This is a genomic window from Anaeromicropila herbilytica, from assembly GCF_016591975.1.
In the GTDB taxonomy this organism is placed as follows: Bacteria; Bacillota; Clostridia; order Lachnospirales; family Lachnospiraceae; genus Anaeromicropila; species Anaeromicropila herbilytica.
In genome coordinates this window covers 3,883,614-3,904,460 of the sequence record NZ_AP024169.1, presented here as the reverse complement: position 1 = coordinate 3,904,460, position 20,847 = coordinate 3,883,614, and the positions used below count along the sequence as shown (strand labels likewise).

Annotated in this window: 16 protein-coding genes; 11 read left to right on the top strand and 5 right to left on the bottom strand. The window is 32.6% G+C overall.

Features of this window, described 5'->3' with window-relative positions:
* The first annotated feature begins 2 nt into the window (after nt 1-2).
* The gene (locus bsdtb5_RS16805; protein WP_271713129.1) at nt 3-1,787 is read left to right on the top strand and encodes a bifunctional homocysteine S-methyltransferase/methylenetetrahydrofolate reductase; all 1,785 of its coding nucleotides are present in this window, start codon (nt 3-5) and stop codon (nt 1,785-1,787) included.
* A 326-nt stretch (nt 1,788-2,113) separates the two neighbouring features.
* On the opposite strand, the gene bsdtb5_RS16800 is transcribed toward bsdtb5_RS16805, so the two are convergent.
* The gene (locus bsdtb5_RS16800; RefSeq protein ID WP_271712180.1) at nt 2,114-3,388 is read right to left on the bottom strand and encodes an IS4 family transposase; all 1,275 of its coding nucleotides are present in this window, start codon (nt 3,386-3,388) and stop codon (nt 2,114-2,116) included.
* A 467-nt stretch (nt 3,389-3,855) separates the two neighbouring features.
* Between bsdtb5_RS16800 and bsdtb5_RS16795 the strand changes: the two genes are divergently transcribed.
* From bsdtb5_RS16795 to ilvC, 6 genes are all read left to right on the top strand, one after another.
* Nucleotides 3,856-6,342 (top strand): homocysteine S-methyltransferase family protein, encoded by a 2,487-nt coding sequence (locus bsdtb5_RS16795; protein WP_271713128.1) that lies wholly within the window; start codon nt 3,856-3,858, stop codon nt 6,340-6,342.
* Between the two features lie 50 nt (nt 6,343-6,392).
* Nucleotides 6,393-7,331, top strand: coding sequence for a glycosyltransferase (locus bsdtb5_RS16790; RefSeq protein ID WP_271713127.1), 939 nt, complete (start codon nt 6,393-6,395; stop codon nt 7,329-7,331).
* A gap of 106 nt (nt 7,332-7,437) precedes the next feature.
* Nucleotides 7,438-8,355, top strand: a complete 918-nt coding sequence (locus bsdtb5_RS16785) for a glycosyltransferase family 2 protein (RefSeq protein WP_271713126.1) — start codon at nt 7,438-7,440, stop codon at nt 8,353-8,355.
* Between the two features lie 161 nt (nt 8,356-8,516).
* Nucleotides 8,517-9,575, top strand: a complete 1,059-nt coding sequence (locus bsdtb5_RS16780) for an LCP family protein (RefSeq protein WP_271713125.1) — start codon at nt 8,517-8,519, stop codon at nt 9,573-9,575.
* 215 nt (nt 9,576-9,790) lie between these two features.
* Nucleotides 9,791-10,279, top strand: a complete 489-nt coding sequence (ilvN, locus tag bsdtb5_RS16775) for an acetolactate synthase small subunit (protein WP_271713124.1) — start codon at nt 9,791-9,793, stop codon at nt 10,277-10,279.
* A gap of 114 nt (nt 10,280-10,393) precedes the next feature.
* On the top strand, nt 10,394-11,413 hold the full coding sequence (gene ilvC / locus bsdtb5_RS16770; RefSeq protein ID WP_271713123.1) for a ketol-acid reductoisomerase: 1,020 nt from the start codon (nt 10,394-10,396) through the stop codon (nt 11,411-11,413).
* Nucleotides 11,414-11,511: 98 nt separating this feature from the next.
* Here ilvC and bsdtb5_RS16765 read toward each other — a convergent pair whose 3' ends face one another.
* Complete coding sequence (locus tag bsdtb5_RS16765; RefSeq protein WP_271713122.1) at nt 11,512-13,188, bottom strand: hypothetical protein; 1,677 nt, start codon at nt 13,186-13,188, stop codon at nt 11,512-11,514.
* 299 nt (nt 13,189-13,487) lie between these two features.
* On the opposite strand from bsdtb5_RS16765, the gene bsdtb5_RS16760 reads away from it, so the two are divergent.
* Entirely contained in the window at nt 13,488-13,979 is a 492-nt protein-coding gene (locus bsdtb5_RS16760; protein WP_271713121.1) for a DNA-deoxyinosine glycosylase, read from the top strand.
* A gap of 18 nt (nt 13,980-13,997) precedes the next feature.
* Entirely contained in the window at nt 13,998-15,089 is a 1,092-nt protein-coding gene (mutY, locus tag bsdtb5_RS16755; protein ID WP_271713120.1) for an A/G-specific adenine glycosylase, read from the top strand.
* A gap of 138 nt (nt 15,090-15,227) precedes the next feature.
* On the opposite strand, the gene bsdtb5_RS16750 is transcribed toward mutY, so the two are convergent.
* The 3 genes from bsdtb5_RS16750 to bsdtb5_RS16740 all read right to left on the bottom strand — a co-directional run bounded on the left by bsdtb5_RS16750 (nt 15,228) and on the right by bsdtb5_RS16740 (nt 18,388).
* Nucleotides 15,228-16,595 carry a pre-peptidase C-terminal domain-containing protein gene (locus bsdtb5_RS16750; protein ID WP_271713119.1) on the bottom strand — a complete coding sequence of 456 codons (1,368 nt, stop codon included), beginning with the start codon at nt 16,593-16,595 and terminating at the stop codon, nt 15,228-15,230.
* 132 nt (nt 16,596-16,727) lie between these two features.
* Nucleotides 16,728-17,693, bottom strand: a complete 966-nt coding sequence (locus bsdtb5_RS16745) for a LysR family transcriptional regulator (protein ID WP_271713118.1) — start codon at nt 17,691-17,693, stop codon at nt 16,728-16,730.
* Between the two features lie 116 nt (nt 17,694-17,809).
* Complete coding sequence (locus tag bsdtb5_RS16740) at nt 17,810-18,388, bottom strand: GNAT family N-acetyltransferase (RefSeq protein ID WP_271713117.1); 579 nt, start codon at nt 18,386-18,388, stop codon at nt 17,810-17,812.
* Nucleotides 18,389-18,645: 257 nt separating this feature from the next.
* On the opposite strand from bsdtb5_RS16740, the gene leuC reads away from it, so the two are divergent.
* Both leuC and leuD read left to right on the top strand, forming a co-directional pair.
* Entirely contained in the window at nt 18,646-19,911 is a 1,266-nt protein-coding gene (gene leuC, locus bsdtb5_RS16735) for a 3-isopropylmalate dehydratase large subunit (RefSeq protein ID WP_271713116.1), read from the top strand.
* A 12-nt stretch (nt 19,912-19,923) separates the two neighbouring features.
* Nucleotides 19,924-20,409, top strand: coding sequence for a 3-isopropylmalate dehydratase small subunit (gene leuD / locus bsdtb5_RS16730; RefSeq protein ID WP_271713115.1), 486 nt, complete (start codon nt 19,924-19,926; stop codon nt 20,407-20,409).
* Nucleotides 20,410-20,847: the final 438 nt, after the last annotated feature.

Sequence of the window (20,847 nt, the reverse complement as noted above, 5' to 3'; positions counted from 1 at the left end):
AGATGTTAATAAGAGATTATTTGAAAACACATAAATTAATCATGGATGGGGCAATGGGTACTTATTATTCAAAGTTAGTGAATGATGAAAGTGCAATCGCTGAAAGAGCCAATCTACAGAATCCTGAGATAATATTGAATATCCATAAAGAATATATTGCTTCTGGTGCAAAATTATTGCGAACAAATACATTTGTAGCGAGTAAAGAAATCTTAGAGATTACAGAAGCGGAGCAAAGGAAATTAATCAAAGCAGGATATCAGATAGCCAAAGAAGCAGCAGAATCTAGTTCAGAAGAAGTCTATATCGCTGCTGATATCGGTCCAATTCCAGAGAATGCGGAATCAGAATATGAAGATATATTATCTGAATATAAAGTACTGATTGATAGCTTTTTGGAAGTTGGCGCTACAATCTTTTTATTTGAAACATTTTCAGATATTAAATATATTGCTCCATTAGTAAAATATATCAAACAAGATAAAGAGTCGGATATATTTATTATAACGAACTTTTGTCTAAATAAAAATGGCTATACCAAATCAGGATTAAGTGCTAAAAGACTTCTTGAAGAGATTCGAGATATAAAAGAAATTGATGCAGTTGGATTTAACTGTGGAATTGGTTCTGGACATATGTATCAGATATTAGAAGGACTTACTTTCCCAAGTAATAAATATCTAGTATCTGCTCCTAACTCAAGTTATCCAGAACAATATCAGAACAGATTGGTATATCTTGATAATGCTAATTATTTTAAGGATAAAATGCAGAAAATCGCAGCACTGGATATTAATATTATAGGTGGATGCTGTGGTAGTACTCCTCTACATATCAAAGGTCTAGATACGATGATTGATATGCAAAATCATAGGGTATTAAGTGAATATAGTGCAGATAATATAGAAAACATAGTGACAGAGCAACGTAAAAATGAATTCTATGAGAAGCTTAAATCAGGTAAAAAAGTGATTGCAGTGGAGCTAGATCCACCTTTTGATGAAAAGTATGATAAAGTAATGGAATGTGCGCACCAGCTGAAAGAACATGGGGTTGATATGATTACCATGGCTGATTCGCCAATGGGAAGAAGTAGAGTGGATTCTATCTTAATGAGTCTTAAATTAAAGCAAGAGTTATCCATACCAGTGATGCCACATGTGTGTTGTCGTGATAAGAATATGATCGCCATGCGTTCAGGATTACTTGGAGCCTATATTAATGGGATTCGTAATATTCTGATTGTAACAGGAGATCCAGTTCCTAGCGAAAGAAAAAAAGAGACAACCAGTGTATTTGACTATAATTCAATCCAACTTATGGATTACGTGAAAGAGATGAATAAGGAACATTTTAGCGAAGAACCAATCTATTATGGTGCAGCTCTTAATTATGGAAGAGGATTGATTGATAAAGTAATCGAGAGAATGAACAAAAAGATTGCTGCAGGTGCAAGTTATTTCTTAACACAACCAATCTATTCGGATGAAGATATAGATAGAATCCGTGAGATTAAGAGTCGCGTGGATACAAAAATACTATGTGGAATTATGCCTTTAGTAAGTTATCGTAATGCGAACTTTATTAAAAATGAAATAGCTGGAATTCATGTACCAGACGATATCGTAAACCGATATCATATGGATATGTCAAAAGAAGAGGCAGAAATGGTTGGTGCAACCATTTCTAATGAAATCATTGAAAAGTTAAACCCTTTTGCAGACGGATATTATTTTATGCTACCTTTTAATCGTGTTAGTTTAATGGATAAGATAAAAATAGATTAGTTTCTCATATTCGAAGGACAAAAGTCATGTTTAGTTTACTGAGTGTATATCGCTGTATAATTATGAATTTTGGCTACCTTTCCTTCAAGCAACATATTTTTTACAAGCCTCAAAACAAGTGAAAATACTCACTTACGTTCATATTTTCACTTTGAGTCTTGACAAAATATAAGCGTTACTTTCAGCCGGACTACCAATGTCGTCAACTTAACACTTGTAGTAAAAAAGTTTACAAAAAATTGTACAAAAATAAAACATCATATTTGATTATTTATAAAAATAGTGTAAACTATATGAGCGAGCAGTTTTTCGTTTTATAATGTATATTATAAAGTGGATTTTGTGTTCTGGGAGAACTTCATCCTGCTTCGCATTTTCTTTCGCTCATAAGAACGGTTTGTACGTACTTGTGAGCGATTTTTTATACCTATTTTTATCAAATTATTAATAACCTTTTTAGCAATACGATAGTTACAAATCAAAGTATATAGCTTATTAAAAAGATAGTTTACTAGAATATTTCTATTTGTTTTATAACATGTTGTTTTCTTTGTTTCCTGTTGAATATTAGATATTTCTTCATTGCAAACAGAAGCAAACATTGATAATAGGTTTGAAGCAAACATCGCAGCATAAAATTCCTGTTCAATTGCTTCCGGTTTTATGCCCATAAAATTTTCTAGCTTTAATATCGATTTGACTTCACGATATTTCGTTTCAATCCCCCACCTTATAAAATATAGTTCTTTAAACATTTCAACAGTTATATTGGGGTCAAAAAGATTTGTAACAAGTGTCTCTTGTAAGCCTGATGGCAAATCAAACTTTATAACTCTTAGCGGATAGGAACAGTCGTTATGAGAATACTGTATTGAAGTATCACCATAATTACATTGATATACCGCTTTTAACGCACCATGGGACTTTGTTTTATGTCTCATTACAAAGAAACATTGCTTTTCTTGAAGTTGCGCATAGAGTTTTCTAGATGGATAACCTCTATCAAAAATAATAATTGGTGCTTTCTCTCCGTGAACTTGATTTAAATTAAATTCATCGATTAATGTTTGGGCTTGAACTAATTCAGAAGTACGATAATGAACGAGTTTTGTATTAAGTAAGTTATCATTCAAAACATCATACAAAGCCGAAGCAGAAGCCAGAGCGACAGGGTCATATTGATTTTTTTTAGAACCATAATAAGTTTGATTTTCTTTTGTGTTAGGAATCTGCAATGAAGTACCATCAATCGCTAATACAGGGTGACCATTCCAAGTATTAAGGTTTGATCTTGTTTTATTAACATCAGTAGTCATTAGAAAAATTTCACGAAAAGCATCAGGTTTAATTTTAAAGCGAGCTTTTGAAAAAGCCTGTTTTGAAATTGAGTCAATTGCAAGGTTTGAAGAATCTATGTAATCGGAAAGAGCCACAGATAAAGATTTTTGTGGCTGACTTAAAAGGAATAAAATAATATCCTTAAAAGTTAATTTTCGATTACGATTAAAGCTTTTTTGATTAATCCTATGTTTTTCAATAAACTCTTCGCTAGTAATAAGGTTATTAACTGATTTTAATAAAGATGATATTTTTTTAATCATAATATGAAGTCCTCCAAAATTTAATAGTAAAAATGTATCTATTAAAATTTTGGAGCAAACATTTGTTTGTCAATTTGCATTTTAGACAAAATAATGTTTGATTTTTGTTCAGTATTTATTTGTAACTTCTTAAGTTGACGACATTGGCCGGACTACGCCAAAATTAATAATTATACATCAATATACACAATTTTAACTATGAATGACTTTTGATATTCGAGTTATTTCTTATAATTTATATTAAAAAGTTCACTAATTACTTGATTAATTCAGATGTTATATTATTATCTAAATCAAATTGTTAAACATAAAGTAACTTCAAAAACTTGTTAAAGTCCAGGCGATGCAAAATTTTCAAACATGGTAATTGATTTACTGTATCGATTGAATTTGGAAAGTATATTATAGTTTTTGAACTGCGAATTTTGATTATGGAATATATAAAAAACAACAAAGGAGCTGGTGCTATGACGAAAAAAGAATTCTTAGATTTAGTAAAACATAAGATTATAATCTTAGATGGAGCAACTGGAACTAATCTGCAAGAAGCAGGGATGCAGGTTGGTGTGTGTCCAGAACAGTGGATTCTTGAACATAAAGATGTGTTGATAGGTTTGCAAAAAGAGTATGTAGAAGCTGGAACAGATATTTTATATGCACCAACTTTTACAGCAAACCGCGTAAAACTTGAAGAGTATGGATTAGCGGATCAGATAGAGTCGATGAATCGAGAGTTAGTTAAGTTATCGAAGGTAGCGACAGCAGGGAAGGCCTACGTAGCAGCTGATTTAACGATGACAGGAGAGCAGTTATATCCGATTGGTTCATTAAAGTTTGAAGAACTTATTACAATATATAAGGAGCAAGTGGCCAGTATTCTGAAAGAGGGCGTAGATCTATTTGTTGTTGAGACTATGATGAGTCTTCAAGAAGTGCGTGCAGCAGTAATCGCTATCAAAGAAATCAGTGATTTACCAATCATGGTTACCTTAACGTTTAATGAAGATGGTAAGACTTTATATGGTACAGATCCTAAGACTGCTGTCATTGTGTTACAGGCTCTAGGAGTTGATGCTATTGGTGCGAATTGTTCCACGGGTCCAGACAAGATGATTGGCGTGATTGAGGAAATGAAGCAATATGCGACAATTCCAATTATTGCAAAGCCTAATGCTGGTTTACCAAAGCTTGTGGATCGCAAGACCGTATTCGATATGGGACCAGAAGAATTTGCAGTGGAGGGAAAGAAACTGGTAGAAGCAGGTGCTGGAATCATTGGTGGCTGCTGTGGAACAACCCCACAACATATGAAAGCGTTATGTGATAAATTAAATGGATTGGTACCGCCAGTGATAACAGCAAAACCAATTCGTGCAATCACAACCGAAAGACGTACTTTAGAGATTGATATCGATGGTAAGTTTCTTGTGGTAGGAGAACGAATTAATCCTACTGGTAAAAAGGCTTTACAAGAAGAGTTAAGAAATGATTCATTAAACATTGTAATGGATATGGTAGAGAGCCAGATTGAGCATGGCGCAGATATTCTGGATATCAATATGGGTATGAACGGAATCAATGAAAAAGAGATGATGATGAAAGTAATCGAAGAGGTATCTTTAGCATCTAGTGTCCCATTATGTATCGACTCTAGTCATGTAGATGTCATTGAAGCAGCACTTCGTATCTATCCTGGACGAGCATTAATTAATTCAATATCTCTAGAGAAAGAAAAGTTTGAACGATTAATTCCAATAGCAAAAAAATATGGAGCTATGTTTATACTGCTTCCACTATCAGATCAAGGGCTTCCTAAAAATATCGAAGAGAAAAAGAAGGTCATCCATACCATTGTGGATGCAGCCAAGCAACATGGTTTAGTAGAAGAAGATATAGTAGTAGATGGTCTTGTTAATACAGTAGGTGCTAATAAAAAAGCTGCTCTTGAGACACTCGAGACTATTCGTTATTGTAAGAATGAATTAAATCTTGCAACTATAGTAGGACTATCGAATATTTCCTTTGGCTTACCTGAACGACAATTTGTAAATAGCACATTTTTAGCATTTGCTATAAAGGAAGGGCTTACGATGGCAATCGCGAATCCTTCTCAGAGCTTATTGATGAACACAGCATTTGCTTCTGATCTGTTATGTGCAGTGGAAGATTCAGATATCAGGTATATCAATCAAGTAACGAAGAATCCAGTGGAAATAAAAAATACGATAAAAGTGGACAGTGCTACAAAAGAAAATGTGAGTAACAAGGAGAAGGAAATAATAAATTCTTCTACTGATTTGCATAATAAAATAGATTCTGATTTAACCAAGACTGTAGTATATGAAGACGTAATTAAAGGGAATCGTAAGTCTATCTTGGATAATGTGAAGAAGACATTAGAACAAGGAATTAGACCAGAGACAATCGTAGATAGTATCCTAATCCCTGCGATTAATGAAGTGGGAAGTTTATTTGATAAACAAATCTATTTCTTACCACAGCTTATTTCCAGTGCTGAAGCAATGAAAACAGCTATAGAATATATTGAACCTATGCTTAAGAGGGATGAAAATTCACAGAAATTAGGAACGATAGTTATTGCGACTGTAGCTGGAGATATTCATGATATCGGTAAGAATTTAGTTGCACTTATGTTAAAAAATTATGGGTTTGAAGTCATTGACTTAGGTAAAGATGTACCAACAGAAACCATAATTCAAACAGCCAAAGAGAGAAAAGCGGATGTTATAGGTCTATCTGCTCTTATGACGACAACGATGCTTGAGATGAAAGAAGTTGTTGATAGAGTGAAGAAAGAAAAACTAAATGTACAGGTAATCATTGGTGGTGCAGTTATAACACAAAGTTATGCCGATGAAATAGGTGCAGATGGGTATTCCAAAGATGCAGCAGATGCTGTAAAATTAGTGAAGAGATTATTAAAGATTAATTGAGACTTGTTGAACTTATAACTGACAAGTTAGAGTTGAAAGAGGAAATGAAAATGAGTGAAACTAATTATCCTAATCGAACCATTGATGTGATTATACCAACCTATAAGCCATCGAATAAGTTTGATCGATTATTACAGATGCTTGAAAAACAGTCTGTAAAGCCAGGGCATATTTTTGTCATAAATACAGAAGAACAATATCTAGCATCATCACGCTATGAAGGCATGGAGAATGTTCATGTAACACATATTAAAAAAGAAGAATTTGATCATGGCGGTACAAGAAATTACGGAGCAAGCTTATCAAGTGCAGATATCATCATGTTTATGACGGATGATGCGGTGCCAAAAGATGAATATCTAATCGAGAATATGCTAAAAGCTTTTGATAAAGAGGAAGTTGCAGCTTGTTATGGAAGGCAATTAGCGAATAAGGGTGCAGGTATTATTGAAAAATATACAAGAATCTTTAACTATCCTGATACAGATCTTCTAAAGTCTAAAAATGATATCAAAAGACTTGGAATCAAGACCTATTTTTGTTCCAATGTGTGTGCTGCATATCGTAATGATATTTATAAAAACCTTGGCGGATTTGTTACAAAGACAATCTTTAACGAAGATATGATTATGGCTTCTAAAATAATTCAGGATGGATATTCGATTCAATATGCTTCCCAAGCGAGGGTAATTCATTCTCACAAATATACCTATCGTGAACAGTTTACAAGAAACTTCGATTTAGCAGTATCACAAAGGCAGTATAGAGAGATATTCGAAGGAATTAAATCAGAAACAGAAGGAATGAAATTAGTAAAGAAAACGATAAAGTATTTATTCCATATCAAGAAGCCATATCTGATTCCTAGCTTTATTATGGAGACGGGATTTAAATATCTTGGATATAAATTTGGTTATCATTATGAACAACTTCCTAAGAAGTTGGTAGTAAAATTCAGTATGAATAAGACCTATTGGAAAGAAAAATAATCGAATTGATTCAGTATGTACAAGCGTTTAGCAAGATGAAACACTAAGAAAATAGAGACATAAATAAGAAACAGCAAAAATTAAGAAGATAGAAAAGAGGAACGGTATGAGTACAATTGGCATTATTATGGCTACTTATAACGGAGAGAAATATCTAACAGAGCAAATTGAGTCCATATTATCAAATACTTATACGAATTGGAAGTTATCCATCTATGATGATGGTTCAACAGATTCTACATTATCCATCATAGCGGATTATGAGAAACGTTATCCAGATAAGATTAAAGGTTATCAGAACCCAAAAAATCTAGGAGTGAAATTGAACTTCTTACATGCCTTAAAGAATTCTAACGAAGATTATGTTATGTGTTGTGATCAAGATGATGTATGGCTTCCAGAGAAGATTCAGTTAACCTATCAGAAGATGCTTGAGCTAGAAAAAAAGTATCCCAATAAACCAAATACCGTTTATACAGATGCAAAAATAGTAGATGAGAATCTGAATGTGATGCAATCATCTTTTTATAAGACAAGCAATCTAGATGTGAGAAAGGTAGATCTACCACATCTATTAATGGAGAATAAATTACTAGGTTGTACCATCATGGTAAATAAAGAGGTAATTACAAAATTAGAAATACCTCAAAATTTAAGAATGCATGATTGGTGGATTGGTTTATTGTCGGCATGTTTTGGAAATATAGCATTTCTGAAGCAACCAACAATTCTGTATCGTCAACATGCTGCTAATGTAATTGGTGGGCAAGGAAAGTTAGCTTATCTTACCAATCGTATCTCTTCATTGAATAAACAGAAAAATGTAATTAAAGATACTGAGGAACAAGCAGAACAATTTTATAAATTATATAAGAACAGCTTATCAGAAAATCAGAGAAATATGATAAAGCAGTTTGCTAGATTACACAAAGAAAATTGGATGAAACGTAGATATATTGCGATAAAATATGGTTTCTTAAAAACTGGGATAATTCGAAATATTGGCGTGTTATTAATTTTATAAAAGTGTAAGATATATAAGAAATAAAAGCGTGTTGTTAATTATCGAGTTATTTAAGTGGGAGTAAAGTTGAAAGAAAGTAGAGATAGAAAGGAACGCCACACACGGGTTCTTTCAACATATTAATAGTGGCAGCAACCTATCTAGGAGCAGTAGGTTGCATTATGGTAATTATGGGAAACGATAGTAGAGAAAAATTAGTAAGTAATAACGTAAAGAATGATAGAGAAATCTTGCGTAGAAAAGAATTGTTAAAGAAGAAAAAGCGAAAAAAGATGATACGAAGAACAGTTCATATTGTTCTAATATGTCTTGCGGTATTGATAGGATGGGGAGCAGCAAGGCTTCAATTAGAAGTTACCGTTGCACTTAATTCTATTAATCGTGATAATGTAAAAGATTTATCTACCGTTAATGTAGATGAAGATAAACTGACATCGGATAAAAAGATTATTAATATTCTATTAGTTGGATCAGATAAGAGAGCAGAGTGGACACAAGCAGGCCGTTCCGATTCAACAATGATTGCTACGCTAGATTTAAAACATAGAAAATTAAAACTTACATCTTTGATGAGAGACATGTATGTTCCGATTCCTGGGCATGATAATAACAAGTTCAACGCTGCTTATTCATTTGGTGGAGTTAGCCTCTTATATCAAACCATTGCATCGGATTTTGGACTAAAATTAGATGGTTATGTATTGGTTGATTTTGAAGCGTTCAAAGCAGTGATTAATAAAGTGGGTGGGGTTAAAATTGAGCTCACAGATGCTGAATATGAATATTTAACAACTGCATATAAAAAAGGTCCAGTGTTAAAATTAAAGCGTGGAGTAAATATTATGAATGGTTCCCAAGCTTTAGCATATAGTAGAATAAGACAAGATAACAAAGGAGACTTTGGTAGGACGGAGCGCCAAAGAAAGGTATTACAAGCAATCTTTACTGAGGCGAAATCGATGTCCTTAACAGATCTGTTAGGATTAGTAGAAGAATTAATGCCTTATATATCCACTGATTTAAGTAACGATGAGATCATATCCTATCTAAAATCTATTGTAATGCTAGGCACTACAACAATTAATCAAATGAGAATTCCGATTGATAATTCTTATACACAAGATCGTATCAATAATATGGCTGTGTTAATTCCTGACATGGATACTAATATTAAGGCTTTGAATGATTTTATATTTGAATCTTCAGATACACAAGAGTAATAAATAATGAATTTGGTTCATATTACAGATGGTTATTCAATTAAGGTTGAATAACCATCTATAATATAAGCATATAATTCTTGACAAAAATATTAATTGTGATACAATATAAACTATTAAAAATTTTACAGATTAATATCATAAATCATTAATGCGTTAAAGTGTGAATGCACACAATCAACTTACTTTTATCATAGGAGAGGAAGGATATAGATATGAGAAAAATGATATTGTCAATATTAGTAGAGAATACTTCAGGTGTTCTTAGTCGTGTCTCTGGCTTATTTAGTCGTAGAGGTTATAACATAGATAGTTTAACCGTTGGAGAGACGCAAGATTCAACTTATTCTAGGATGACAGTAGTCGTGAACGGTGATGATCAGATATTAGAGCAGATTGAGAAACAATTAAGTAAATTAGAGGATGTCAAAGAAATTAAGGAATTAGAGCCTGGTCAATCGGTAGCAAGAGAATTAATTCTTGCAAAAGTAGCTGCCTCTCCACAGGACAGACAGGCGATAATTGCAATAGCAGATATCTTTCGAGCTAAGATTGTTGATGTTGCAGATGATTCATTAATGATTGAATTAACTGGTAACCAAGAAAAGCTGGATGCTTTTATACATTTACTAGAAGGCTATACACTATTAGAACTAGTAAGAACAGGTATCACAGGACTTACTAGGGGAGCTAGTTCAAAGTAAATTAATTAGAAATTGTGAATAATTTACCTTTTAGTTTCACAATCTTAATACTAAGATTACTGACTATCAGATAAATTCTATATATTATTTTATTAAAATTAGGAGGATATACCAATGGCAAGAATATTTTATCAACAAGATTGTAATTTATCATTATTAGAAGGCAAAACAATAGCTGTTATCGGTTATGGTAGCCAAGGACATGCACATGCGTTAAATGCAAAAGAATCAGGTGCTCATGTAATTATTGGTTTATACGAAGGTAGTAAGTCATGGGATAAAGCAGTAAAACAAGGTTTTGAAGTATATACAGCTGCAGAAGCTGCTAAAAAGGCTGATATTATCATGATTCTAATCAATGATGAGAAACAAGCATCAATGTATAAGAATGATATCGAACCAAATCTTGAACCAGGAAATATGTTAATGTTTGCACATGGATTTGCAATTCACTTTGGTCAAATTATACCTCCAAAAGATGTTGACGTAACAATGATCGCTCCAAAAGGACCAGGACATACAGTAAGAAGTGAATATCAAGTAGGAAAAGGTGTTCCTTGTCTAGTAGCTGTAAAGCAAGATGCTACAGGAAAAGCTTTAGAAGTTGCATTAGCTTATGCATTAGCAATCGGTGGAGCAAGAGCTGGTGTACTTGAGACTACATTCAGAACTGAAACAGAAACTGACCTTTTCGGAGAACAAGCAGTTCTATGTGGTGGTGTATGTGCACTAATGCAAGCTGGTTATGAAACACTTGTTGAAGCTGGATATGATGCAAGAAATGCATACTTTGAATGTATCCATGAGATGAAATTAATCGTAGATTTAATCTATCAATCAGGATTTGCTGGTATGAGATATTCAATCTCAAATACAGCTGAATATGGTGATTATATTACTGGACCTAAGATCATCACAGATGATACAAAGAAAGCAATGAAGAAGATCTTATCTGATATCCAAGATGGAACTTTTGCAAAAGATTTCTTATTAGATATGTCAGAAGCAGGCGGTCAAGCTCACTTTAGAGCAATGAGAAAATTAGCAGCTGAACATCCATCAGAAGTTGTTGGTGATGAAATCCGTAAACTTTACAGCTGGAATAACGAAGAAGATAAATTTATTAATAACTAATAATATATAACGATTAATAATTCATACTTATTAATTAATTTAAGCCCTTACGATGCTATTAATTAGCAGTAAGGGCTTTTTTATAGTATAGTTTTTCATTATTTTGAACTTAGATTAATCTTACATAAGAAATTACCATCATAATCGCATATCCCGATTGCATTATCTCGCATAATCTGTAAATAAGATTCATTTATACTCAATATCTTTTCACTCTTTTTAGAAGAGTATATCTTTGCCCCATTCTTATCATATATAATATGCTTTGAGTTCATGAGTGCAGAATAAGGGGTAAAGGTTGAATCTTTGTCTTTAATAATTTTTTTACTACTATCTTTAGTAACATTAGTTACTACGATATTATCATTAATTAATTCAATATAACTTTGACTTCCTTGATAGACTAACTTGTCTTTATAATAGATTAAGACCGAATTTGGATCATCATGGCTTAAGATAAAGAAAAAATTATTGTGTATCCCAGATAGATAAGGGGAAGATAGCTTACTTACATCCAAAGTGTAGGTGGTGTTCGTGGTATAGTTATAAAGTTCGATTGTATTTTCTTTGCTGTAATAATAATTAGGATATATGAAATCTGTGAAATCATTATTATCACTTGATACATATTTTGTACCATTTTGATTGTAAAAGGATAATTGAGTTAAATCACTTGAGTAAGTAAAATAGCCATTGGAGACTAATCCTAGATTTGAGTTAGGTTCTTCATTTTGATTGAGTAATTTAATAATCGTTCCGTCTAATTTACATATGATATAAAAGTGACTGATTTGAACTTCGACTAATGAAGATTCTTCATTGTATTGATAAATGGTCATAGTTTCATTTGTGCTAATTCCAAGGTTAGTATTCTTTTTGAATAAGCTATCTTTTGAAAATATAGAATTTCCATTTTCATCGTACACAATTCCGTCCTTGTTTGTATCGCTAGTAATGATACAATTTTTATAAAGGGTAATATATTTGGCATTTAATGTTTTAATTAACTCGCCAGAGGAAGAGTAGATTGATGCACTGGAGGTTATGTCATTTAATGCTACAATATGATTACCAAGAAGTTTAAAGTTAGTATTGCTATCAAAATCTTTCTTGATTACTTTACTTCCATCCTTATGTAAAAGCAATGGAACTCCCTCATTGTCATATGCTATGTAATAATCATCGCCTAATTCACTGATATAAGAATAGATACGTTTGATGATCCAATCATTATGTGTTAAATCGTATACGCCATAAGTATAGGTTTTATTTTTTTCTTTTGAATTCTTTGCATGCTGTCCTAAGATTAAGGGAACATTGGAATCGATAACACCTAATTCTGAATTCTCAATATACGTATCACTAGCTTCTAATACAATATTCATATTCTTATCTAACAATGCTATATAGTCGTATGAGTATTTTGAAATGTCATCTTGGTCGTTTGAAGCAGTATCATCTGTAGAAGCAGAGTTACTTGATAGATTATCGTTTGATAAAGCATTTTTATCTTTTGAATCATCAACTGACTCACTGCTACTAGATGTTAAATAACTAGTGGAAGGAATAGCTAGTAAATACAATTGATTGCTCTTAAGATTTAAAGTAGATTTATGATTCGTCTGCTTTATTTTTTGTAATTTCGGTATAAAACTCTTGGTAGATACAATTGTCTCAGTATCTTTGCTATGTATATATTTTAGTGTGAGTGATACAATTATCGTAACCGTTATTAAGATAAAAAAAATAGTTTGTAACTTTTTTGATTTCTTCATAGTTTCTATTCAACTCTCCATTGGTATATTTTTGCTTTCATAACATTGCATTTTAAATCTAGTAATTAGTAATATGAGTTACAAAATATTAATTACAAATAATTACAATTACAGATAGGTTTAATATATCACATATAGAAGAAGAAAAAGGTAGAATGCTGTAAGGGATGAAAAATTTTTATTACCAAAAATGCGGTTCTTGAAGGACTAAGTGAATTGGTGTAATATAATAGGATGAACCATCATCGAGTTATATGCTAGATTATAATCTTATCTAATAATTAGAAAGAAAGGTGTATATGGAACAAGTTACGCATACATTTTTACCAATATATAGTGAAAATTCAAAGATTCTGATATTAGGGACATTTCCATCGGTAAAATCAAGAGAGGGTAATTTTTATTACAATCACCCACAAAATAGATTTTGGAAGGTGCTAGCTTCCATAACGAATGAAGCAATCCCAACAACAATTGATGAGAAAAAAGATATGCTATTAAGAAATAATATTGCAATATGGGATGTCATAAAGTCATGTGAGATTGAAGGTTCCAGTGATAGCAGTATTAAAAATGTGATACCGAATGATCTTTCAATCATATTAGAACATAACAATATAAAGAATGTCTATGGAAATGGAGATAAGGCATACCAATTATATATGAAATATTGTTATAAGAATATAGAAAGAGATATGATTAAGCTTCCCTCTACTAGCCCAGCGAACGCCTCATATACATTAGAACGGTTAATTGACAAATGGGAAGTAATTAAGAAGGACTTAAAATAATAGAAAGGCATTGTATAAATGAACAAAAAATACGAAAACATGGTAGGATATTTACTGGATTGGTACGATAAGGGCGTAAGAATATTACCATGGAGAGAGAATCCGAAGCCATATTATGTATGGATATCTGAGATTATGTTACAACAGACTAGAGTTGAAGCAGTCAAACCATTTTTTGATCGATTTATTAAAGCATTACCTGAGGTTAGAGATTTAGCTGAGGTAGAAGAAGATAAATTATTAAAACTATGGGAAGGATTGGGCTATTATAATAGAGCTAAGAATCTAAAGAAGGCAGCAATCATGATTATGGAAGAATATAACGGGACTCTTCCAGCTTCTTATGAGCACTTATTAGAGTTACCTGGAATTGGTTCTTACACAGCAGGTGCAATCGCATCGATTGCATATCAGATTCCTGTGCCAGCTGTTGATGGGAATGTTCTTAGAGTAACTAAGAGAATTACGAATAGCTATGATGATATAACAAAGCAAAAGGTAAAGTCAGAGCTAGAAAATGAGCTAAAAGATATAATGCCTGGTGACCGTCCAGGTGATTTTAATCAATCACTTATGGAGCTAGGAGCAACAGTGTGCCTTCCTAATGGTAAACCTCTTTGCGATAAATGCCCAGTTTATTCAATTTGTGAAGCAAGAGAACAAGGTAGCTACATGCAGATTCCAGTAAAGCCAGCAAAAAAGGCAAGAAAGATTGAAGAAAAGACAATACTATTAATTGAACATGAAAATAATATTGCCATTAGAAAACGAGACGAGAAAGGACTTCTGTCTGGTCTTTGGGAGTTCCCTAATTTTAATCAGAAACTTAGCTTATCTGAAATAGAAGAGTTATTAAAGAATAACAATGTGGAATTGGATGAAATTGAACTGTTAGGTGAAGCAAAACATTTTTTTTCTCATATTGAATGGAGAATGATTGGATATAAAATAAAGTTGGATAAAAGGATAGATCCGGATAGCTTAATTAAGATAGAGAGTACGGAATTATTATGCGATAATAACATGCAGTTCAATTGGGTGTCGCGTAATAAAATTGATGAAGAATACTCCGTTCCTACAGCATTTAAGGCTTATAAAGAAAAAATGTAATAAGACTAATAATACTGCAGACCTACTGTAATAATCACAGTAGACTGTAGCATTATTTTTTTTGTTAGAAATGTTTATATATAATTTTTTAATTATTGAATGTTTCAATATTATTAAAAGTCCAATATGATATGCATATTATTTAACTAATAAGGTATAAGATCCAGAAGTAGCTTCTGTTGATTTTTCAATTTTAATATAATACGTTCCTTTGGCTAATTTAGATTTTGTAGTATAGGTTAATTGACTGCTTTTCTTTGATGTAGTACAAGTTATTGCTTTATTATTTTTATCATAAAGAGTAACTTTTAGATTACCACTTGTCATAATATTGCTTAATTCAATCTTAAGTTTCTTTTGTTTACTAGTCTTTATTTGGTACCAATCTGCCTTATTTTCATTTAATGCTTGAAGTCCATTGACTTCTTTACCTAAATAAATTTTTTTAGCAGAGGATCGATCTGATCCACTTTTTTTAGTTATGTTGTTATAGTATGTAGAGATAGTATACAAGGAAGGTTTAGTGTCTTTGGTAGCTGTTGCAGCTAAGGAAATATAATAATCACCTTTAGTTACAGCAAAAGCAACACCGTCTTCTTTTTTCTTCATGTCATATGTGTTTGATATCACTTTCTTATTTGCATCACATAAAGTGAGTTTGGCTTCTTTCATCGAATAATCAGTCGCATCTGTGACATCAATCGTTAGTAAACCATCTTTTGCAGGAGTAACTTTATAGTAAATTGGACTATTATCAATAGCACTGACCATTACTTGATCATTTGTTTTTAAAGCTCTGTCTTCGCCAGAAAAGCTAAGAGTATAAAGGTTATATAGCAATTTCTCTGCTCCAGCATAGTCTTTCATGGATAGTTTCATATAATAAGTGCCAGCTGCAGGAACTTTGAAGGATGTAAGATAAAAACCATAGAGTGGAACGCCTAGATCTTCACTTACTAAATTAGAATCAGAGCAAGCTGCATCCTTATAGAGCTTAAAATTGATATTATTTTGAGGTGCTTTGGAATACAGTGCTTTGTACTCATCTAGCATATCTATAATGTCATAATTAAAATTATCATAATCACTTTCATCATAATCTTCGTCATCGTAATCCTCATCATCATAATAATCTTCATCAGATGATAAATCTTCACCTACTAAATCTCTGAGATCAGAAGAATCATCTTTCAAAGCAGAATTTAAGGATTGAACCATACTTTCTAAGGCATTGTTATATGCTAAAAAGTAAGTAGCTCCTTTGGAGTTGATTTTAATTGGAACAACAACCTCTTTGGTATCACTTGCTAAATCGAATTGATAGGCTTTATAAGAATCTAAGCTTTCGTATTTTGCAACATCTTCAGCTGGTGTTGTTGGAATGGTATCAACAGTCTGTGTGGTGCCTTTTACCGTAATGGTTGCTGCAAAAACGCTGTTTTGTGGCATCACACACATAACGGATACCATGGTAATAATTAATAATTTTTTAATCCCTTTCTTCATATGTCTCCCTCTCTTATATGTAAAATTTAACTATTCTATTTTAGGATTAGAGCCCAATGGTGAATAGTTACATATATCTTACAATATTTCCAGAATATTATCAATTATTATTAAAAACAACAATTTTCAACATTATTCTTCGCTAGCAATCTGATTAATCTTAAAATAATCAATAAAACTTCTCATAGAAGGGGAGAGGTAAGTTGATCTAGAATAAGCAAATCCTACAGCACGTTTACCAATTGGAGTGGAGAGCGGTATCTCTGTAATTCTGTCACTTATTAAGTCCTCTAATACAAATTCCTTAATGACGCATGCTACACCGAGACCAATCTTTGCAAATTCTATCAGTAATTCCATGGTATTGATTTCAAGTATTTGATTCGTTTCAATCTGATGTGTATTAAAGTATTCATTAATATATACTCGTGTGATATTTTCTTCATCTAGAAGCATTAAGTTCGCTTTCTTAAAGATCTCAGCTTCCTTTAGTGGATAGGGCTCACCCTTTACTTGGACCAAATCGTCTATAGATTCGCTAGAATGTTCTTCTCGTAGCTCAAGATTTTTAAGATACTGCTTTGTTGCAACAAAAATATCTTCAATTTCCATAACTGGATGGAATGTTATATTTTTTTCATTAGAAGGTTTACCAATGAGTCCAATGTCAATTTGATTATTTTCTAACATTTTTATGGTATGAAACGTAGATTGGCAATGGATGGTGATTTTAATGTGTGGATAAGCTTCAACAAACTCTTTTAAATAGGGTAGAAGGATATACTTACATAAGGTAGTACTGACTCCGATTCTAATTTGCCCAATTCCTAACGATGTAATTTTCTTAATACTCTCTTCGCCAATAGTGATAGAATCAAAGGCTTGCTTTACATGCTCATATAGAAGTTGCCCCTCTTCGGTAAGATGAACCCCTCTAGAATTACGGATAAAAAGTGTAACCTTTAGATTATCTTCTAATTTACTGATTGATTTACTAATCGCAGGTTGGCTGATATATAGCTCCTTTGCTGCATGTGAGATATTACCTGTTTTAGCTACGGTATAAAATATTTTATAGAGAGATAAGTTTTGCTCCATAAGTGCTCCATTTCTAAGTAAAATAAGCCAATTTATTTGTTTATATAAATATGAATGAGCTTTTCTATATTGGTTAAACTGCTAGGAAAAAGTAAATGAGTTATTTTCATAACGAATTATAAATATTTTCTCAATATACTCTGAATAGTATTAGGGTTAAGTAAGTGATAAGAAATTGGTTCTATCGGATTCTCCTTATAATCACATAATTTCTTATGTAATACCGTTAGTGAATGCCATTTCCCTTGTTTAAATCCTGTGTTTTCGTAAAAACTAATTGGATGAAAATCAAAATATTCATGAAAATGTATACTCTTTTCATTAGAAGAAGTAATTAAAGCGTAGACATTATAATATCCTTGAAGTGTTAACAGATTAAGAAGTGTTTGATAAAGGGATTTGCCGATACCTTCTCCTTGATGAGAATTACTTAGATATATGGTTACTTCGGTATCCCACTGAAAGGCTGCTTTCGTTTTAAATAAAGATCCATAAGCATAGCCAACAATTTTTTCATCTATTTTGTAGACAAGACAAGGAAATTGTATAGCATTCGAATGGATTCGTTCTTTGAATTCATTAAGAGAAGGAACTTCGTACTCAAAGGTTATTGGTGTTTCTAATACATAAGGGGCATAAATATGGAGCATTTCTTCAATATCATGGTCATTGACGAGTTCAATTGTTCGATTCATAGTGTCTCCTTTGTTAATAAATATAATTAGGTTTGGTTAGGTTAGGACGTCAAAAGTCATTTAAAGTTTACTGAGGGTATATCACTGTATAATAAGTGAATCAACTTAATATAACTTTAGGTTATATTAAATATATATAATATGTATTTCAATTATATCAAAGACTATGCTAAGATACAATTATAAACATAGTTCAAGAAGAAAAATTAGAACTTGTACCGAACAAAGTAATATGTGAAATGAAGGAGGATTTATCTATGGGTATGACAATGACACAAAAAATATTAGCAGCACATGCCGGGCTTGATAATGTCCAGGCGGGGCAGTTAATTGAGGCAAACTTAGATCTTGTTCTTGGCAATGATGTTACTGCTCCAGTTGCCATTCATGAGATGGAAAAGATGAATACAAAAGGAGTATTTGACAAGGATAAGATAGCTCTCGTTCCAGATCATTTCACACCAAATAAGGATATTAAATCAGCAGAACATTGTAAATGTGTACGTGAATTTGCTTATGAACATAATATTACGAATTACTTTGAAATAGGCGAGATGGGAATTGAGCATGCTTTACTTCCTGAAAAAGGATTAGTTGTAGCAGGTGAGGTAGTAATAGGTGCAGATTCTCATACTTGTACGTATGGCGCATTAGGAGCATTCTCAACAGGAGTTGGAAGTACAGATATGGCAGCAGGTATGGCAACTGGAAAAGCATGGTTTAAAGTTCCAAGTGCTATAAAGTTTGAACTTGTTGGTAAGCCAAGCAAATGGGTAAGCGGAAAGGATGTTATTCTTTATATTATCGGAAAGATTGGTGTAGATGGAGCATTATATAAATCTATGGAATTCGTAGGAGAAGGAATAAAGAACTTATCCATGGATGACCGATTTGCAATGGCTAATATGGCTATTGAAGCAGGTGCTAAAAATGGTATCTTTCCAGTGGACCAACAAACTGTTGAATATATGAAAGAACATTCAATAAAAGAATATACCGTATACGAAGCGGACGAAGATGCCGAATACGAAGAAACTTACGTAATTAACCTATCAGAATTAAAACCTACTGTAGCATTTCCACATTTACCTGAGAATACGAAACCAGTTGAGGAAGCTGGTGAAGTAAAGATTGACCAAGTCGTTATTGGTTCTTGCACGAATGGTAGAATCAGTGATTTAAGAATAGCGGCAAAAGTCTTAGAAGGTAGAAAGATTGACAAAGGAATGAGATTAATCGTATTTCCTGCTACGCAGACAATTTATCTTCAAGCAATGGAAGAAGGTTTACTAGCAACCTTTATTAAAGCTGGTGGTGTTGTAAGTACACCAACTTGTGGCCCTTGCTTAGGAGGACATATGGGTATCTTAGCAGCAGGAGAAAGAGCAGTAGCAACAACCAACCGTAATTTCGTTGGACGTATGGGACACGTAGAGTCAGAAGTATATCTTGCAAGTCCAGCTGTGGCAGCTGCAAGTGCTATTACGGGTAAGATATCAAGCCCAGAAGACTTAGGATTATAGGAGGAAACGAAGATGAAAGCATACGGAACAGTACACAAATATGGAGACAACGTAGATACTGACGTTATTATACCAGCAAGATATCTTAATTCTTCTGATCCAAAAGAATTAGCAAAAAAATGTATGGAGGATATCGATAAAGAATTTGTTAACCGTGTAAAGATTGGAGATATCATGGTAGCGAATAAGAATTTTGGATGTGGTTCTTCAAGAGAGCATGCTCCAATTGCCATTAAAGCTGCAGGAATAAGTTGTGTTATTGCAGAGACATTCGCAAGAATCTTTTATCGTAACGCGATTAACATAGGTCTTCCTATTATTGAATGTCCAGAAGCTGCAAAAGGAATTGAAGCAGGCGACATGGTAGAAGTCGATTTTGACAGTGGAATGATCTATAACAAAACCAAAGGAACTGAATTCAAAGGGCAGGCATTTCCTGAATTCATGCAAAAGATTATTAGGTCTGAAGGATTAATCAATTATATAAATAATAAATAACTGGATAGGGTGTCAAAAGTCATTTTTTAGTTTACTGAGTGTATATCGCTGTATAATTATGAATTTTGGCTACCTTTCCTTCAAGCATCATATTTTTTACAAGCCTCAAAACAAGCCAAAATACTCACTCACGTTCCTATTTTCGCTTTAAGTCTTGACAAAATATAAACGTTGCTTTCAGCCGGACTACGCCAAAATTAATAATTATACATCGATATACACAATTTATATTAAGAATGACTTTTGCTACCCAGATCATAACTCAAACTTCGTCAAAGTTAGAACCATGGTAATTAATATACTGTTTCGATAGAATTTATCAAGTATAATATAGATTTTATCAAGGAAGTTAGAGTAAAGTAAATTAATGAAATAAACCATATCGACATATGAATGCATGAATAATTTCATAAGAATTGAGAAACATGTAAAATGTGG

Excerpts from the sequence above, each read along its gene's own strand:
- bsdtb5_RS16805 (WP_271713129.1), top strand. The coding sequence starts at position 3 with ATGTTAATAAGAGATTATTTGAAAACACATAAATTAATCATGGATGGG.
- bsdtb5_RS16800 (WP_271712180.1), bottom strand. The coding sequence starts at position 3,388 with ATGATTAAAAAAATATCATCTTTATTAAAATCAGTTAATAACCTTATT.
- bsdtb5_RS16795 (WP_271713128.1), top strand. The coding sequence starts at position 3,856 with ATGACGAAAAAAGAATTCTTAGATTTAGTAAAACATAAGATTATAATC.
- bsdtb5_RS16790 (WP_271713127.1), top strand. The coding sequence starts at position 6,393 with ATGAGTGAAACTAATTATCCTAATCGAACCATTGATGTGATTATACCA.
- bsdtb5_RS16785 (WP_271713126.1), top strand. The coding sequence starts at position 7,438 with ATGAGTACAATTGGCATTATTATGGCTACTTATAACGGAGAGAAATAT.
- bsdtb5_RS16780 (WP_271713125.1), top strand. The coding sequence starts at position 8,517 with ATGGTAATTATGGGAAACGATAGTAGAGAAAAATTAGTAAGTAATAAC.
- ilvN (WP_271713124.1), top strand. The coding sequence starts at position 9,791 with ATGAGAAAAATGATATTGTCAATATTAGTAGAGAATACTTCAGGTGTT.
- ilvC (WP_271713123.1), top strand. The coding sequence starts at position 10,394 with ATGGCAAGAATATTTTATCAACAAGATTGTAATTTATCATTATTAGAA.
- bsdtb5_RS16765 (WP_271713122.1), bottom strand. The coding sequence starts at position 13,188 with ATGAAGAAATCAAAAAAGTTACAAACTATTTTTTTTATCTTAATAACG.
- bsdtb5_RS16760 (WP_271713121.1), top strand. The coding sequence starts at position 13,488 with ATGGAACAAGTTACGCATACATTTTTACCAATATATAGTGAAAATTCA.
- mutY (WP_271713120.1), top strand. The coding sequence starts at position 13,998 with ATGAACAAAAAATACGAAAACATGGTAGGATATTTACTGGATTGGTAC.
- bsdtb5_RS16750 (WP_271713119.1), bottom strand. The coding sequence starts at position 16,595 with ATGAAGAAAGGGATTAAAAAATTATTAATTATTACCATGGTATCCGTT.
- bsdtb5_RS16745 (WP_271713118.1), bottom strand. The coding sequence starts at position 17,693 with ATGGAGCAAAACTTATCTCTCTATAAAATATTTTATACCGTAGCTAAA.
- bsdtb5_RS16740 (WP_271713117.1), bottom strand. The coding sequence starts at position 18,388 with ATGAATCGAACAATTGAACTCGTCAATGACCATGATATTGAAGAAATG.
- leuC (WP_271713116.1), top strand. The coding sequence starts at position 18,646 with ATGGGTATGACAATGACACAAAAAATATTAGCAGCACATGCCGGGCTT.
- leuD (WP_271713115.1), top strand. The coding sequence starts at position 19,924 with ATGAAAGCATACGGAACAGTACACAAATATGGAGACAACGTAGATACT.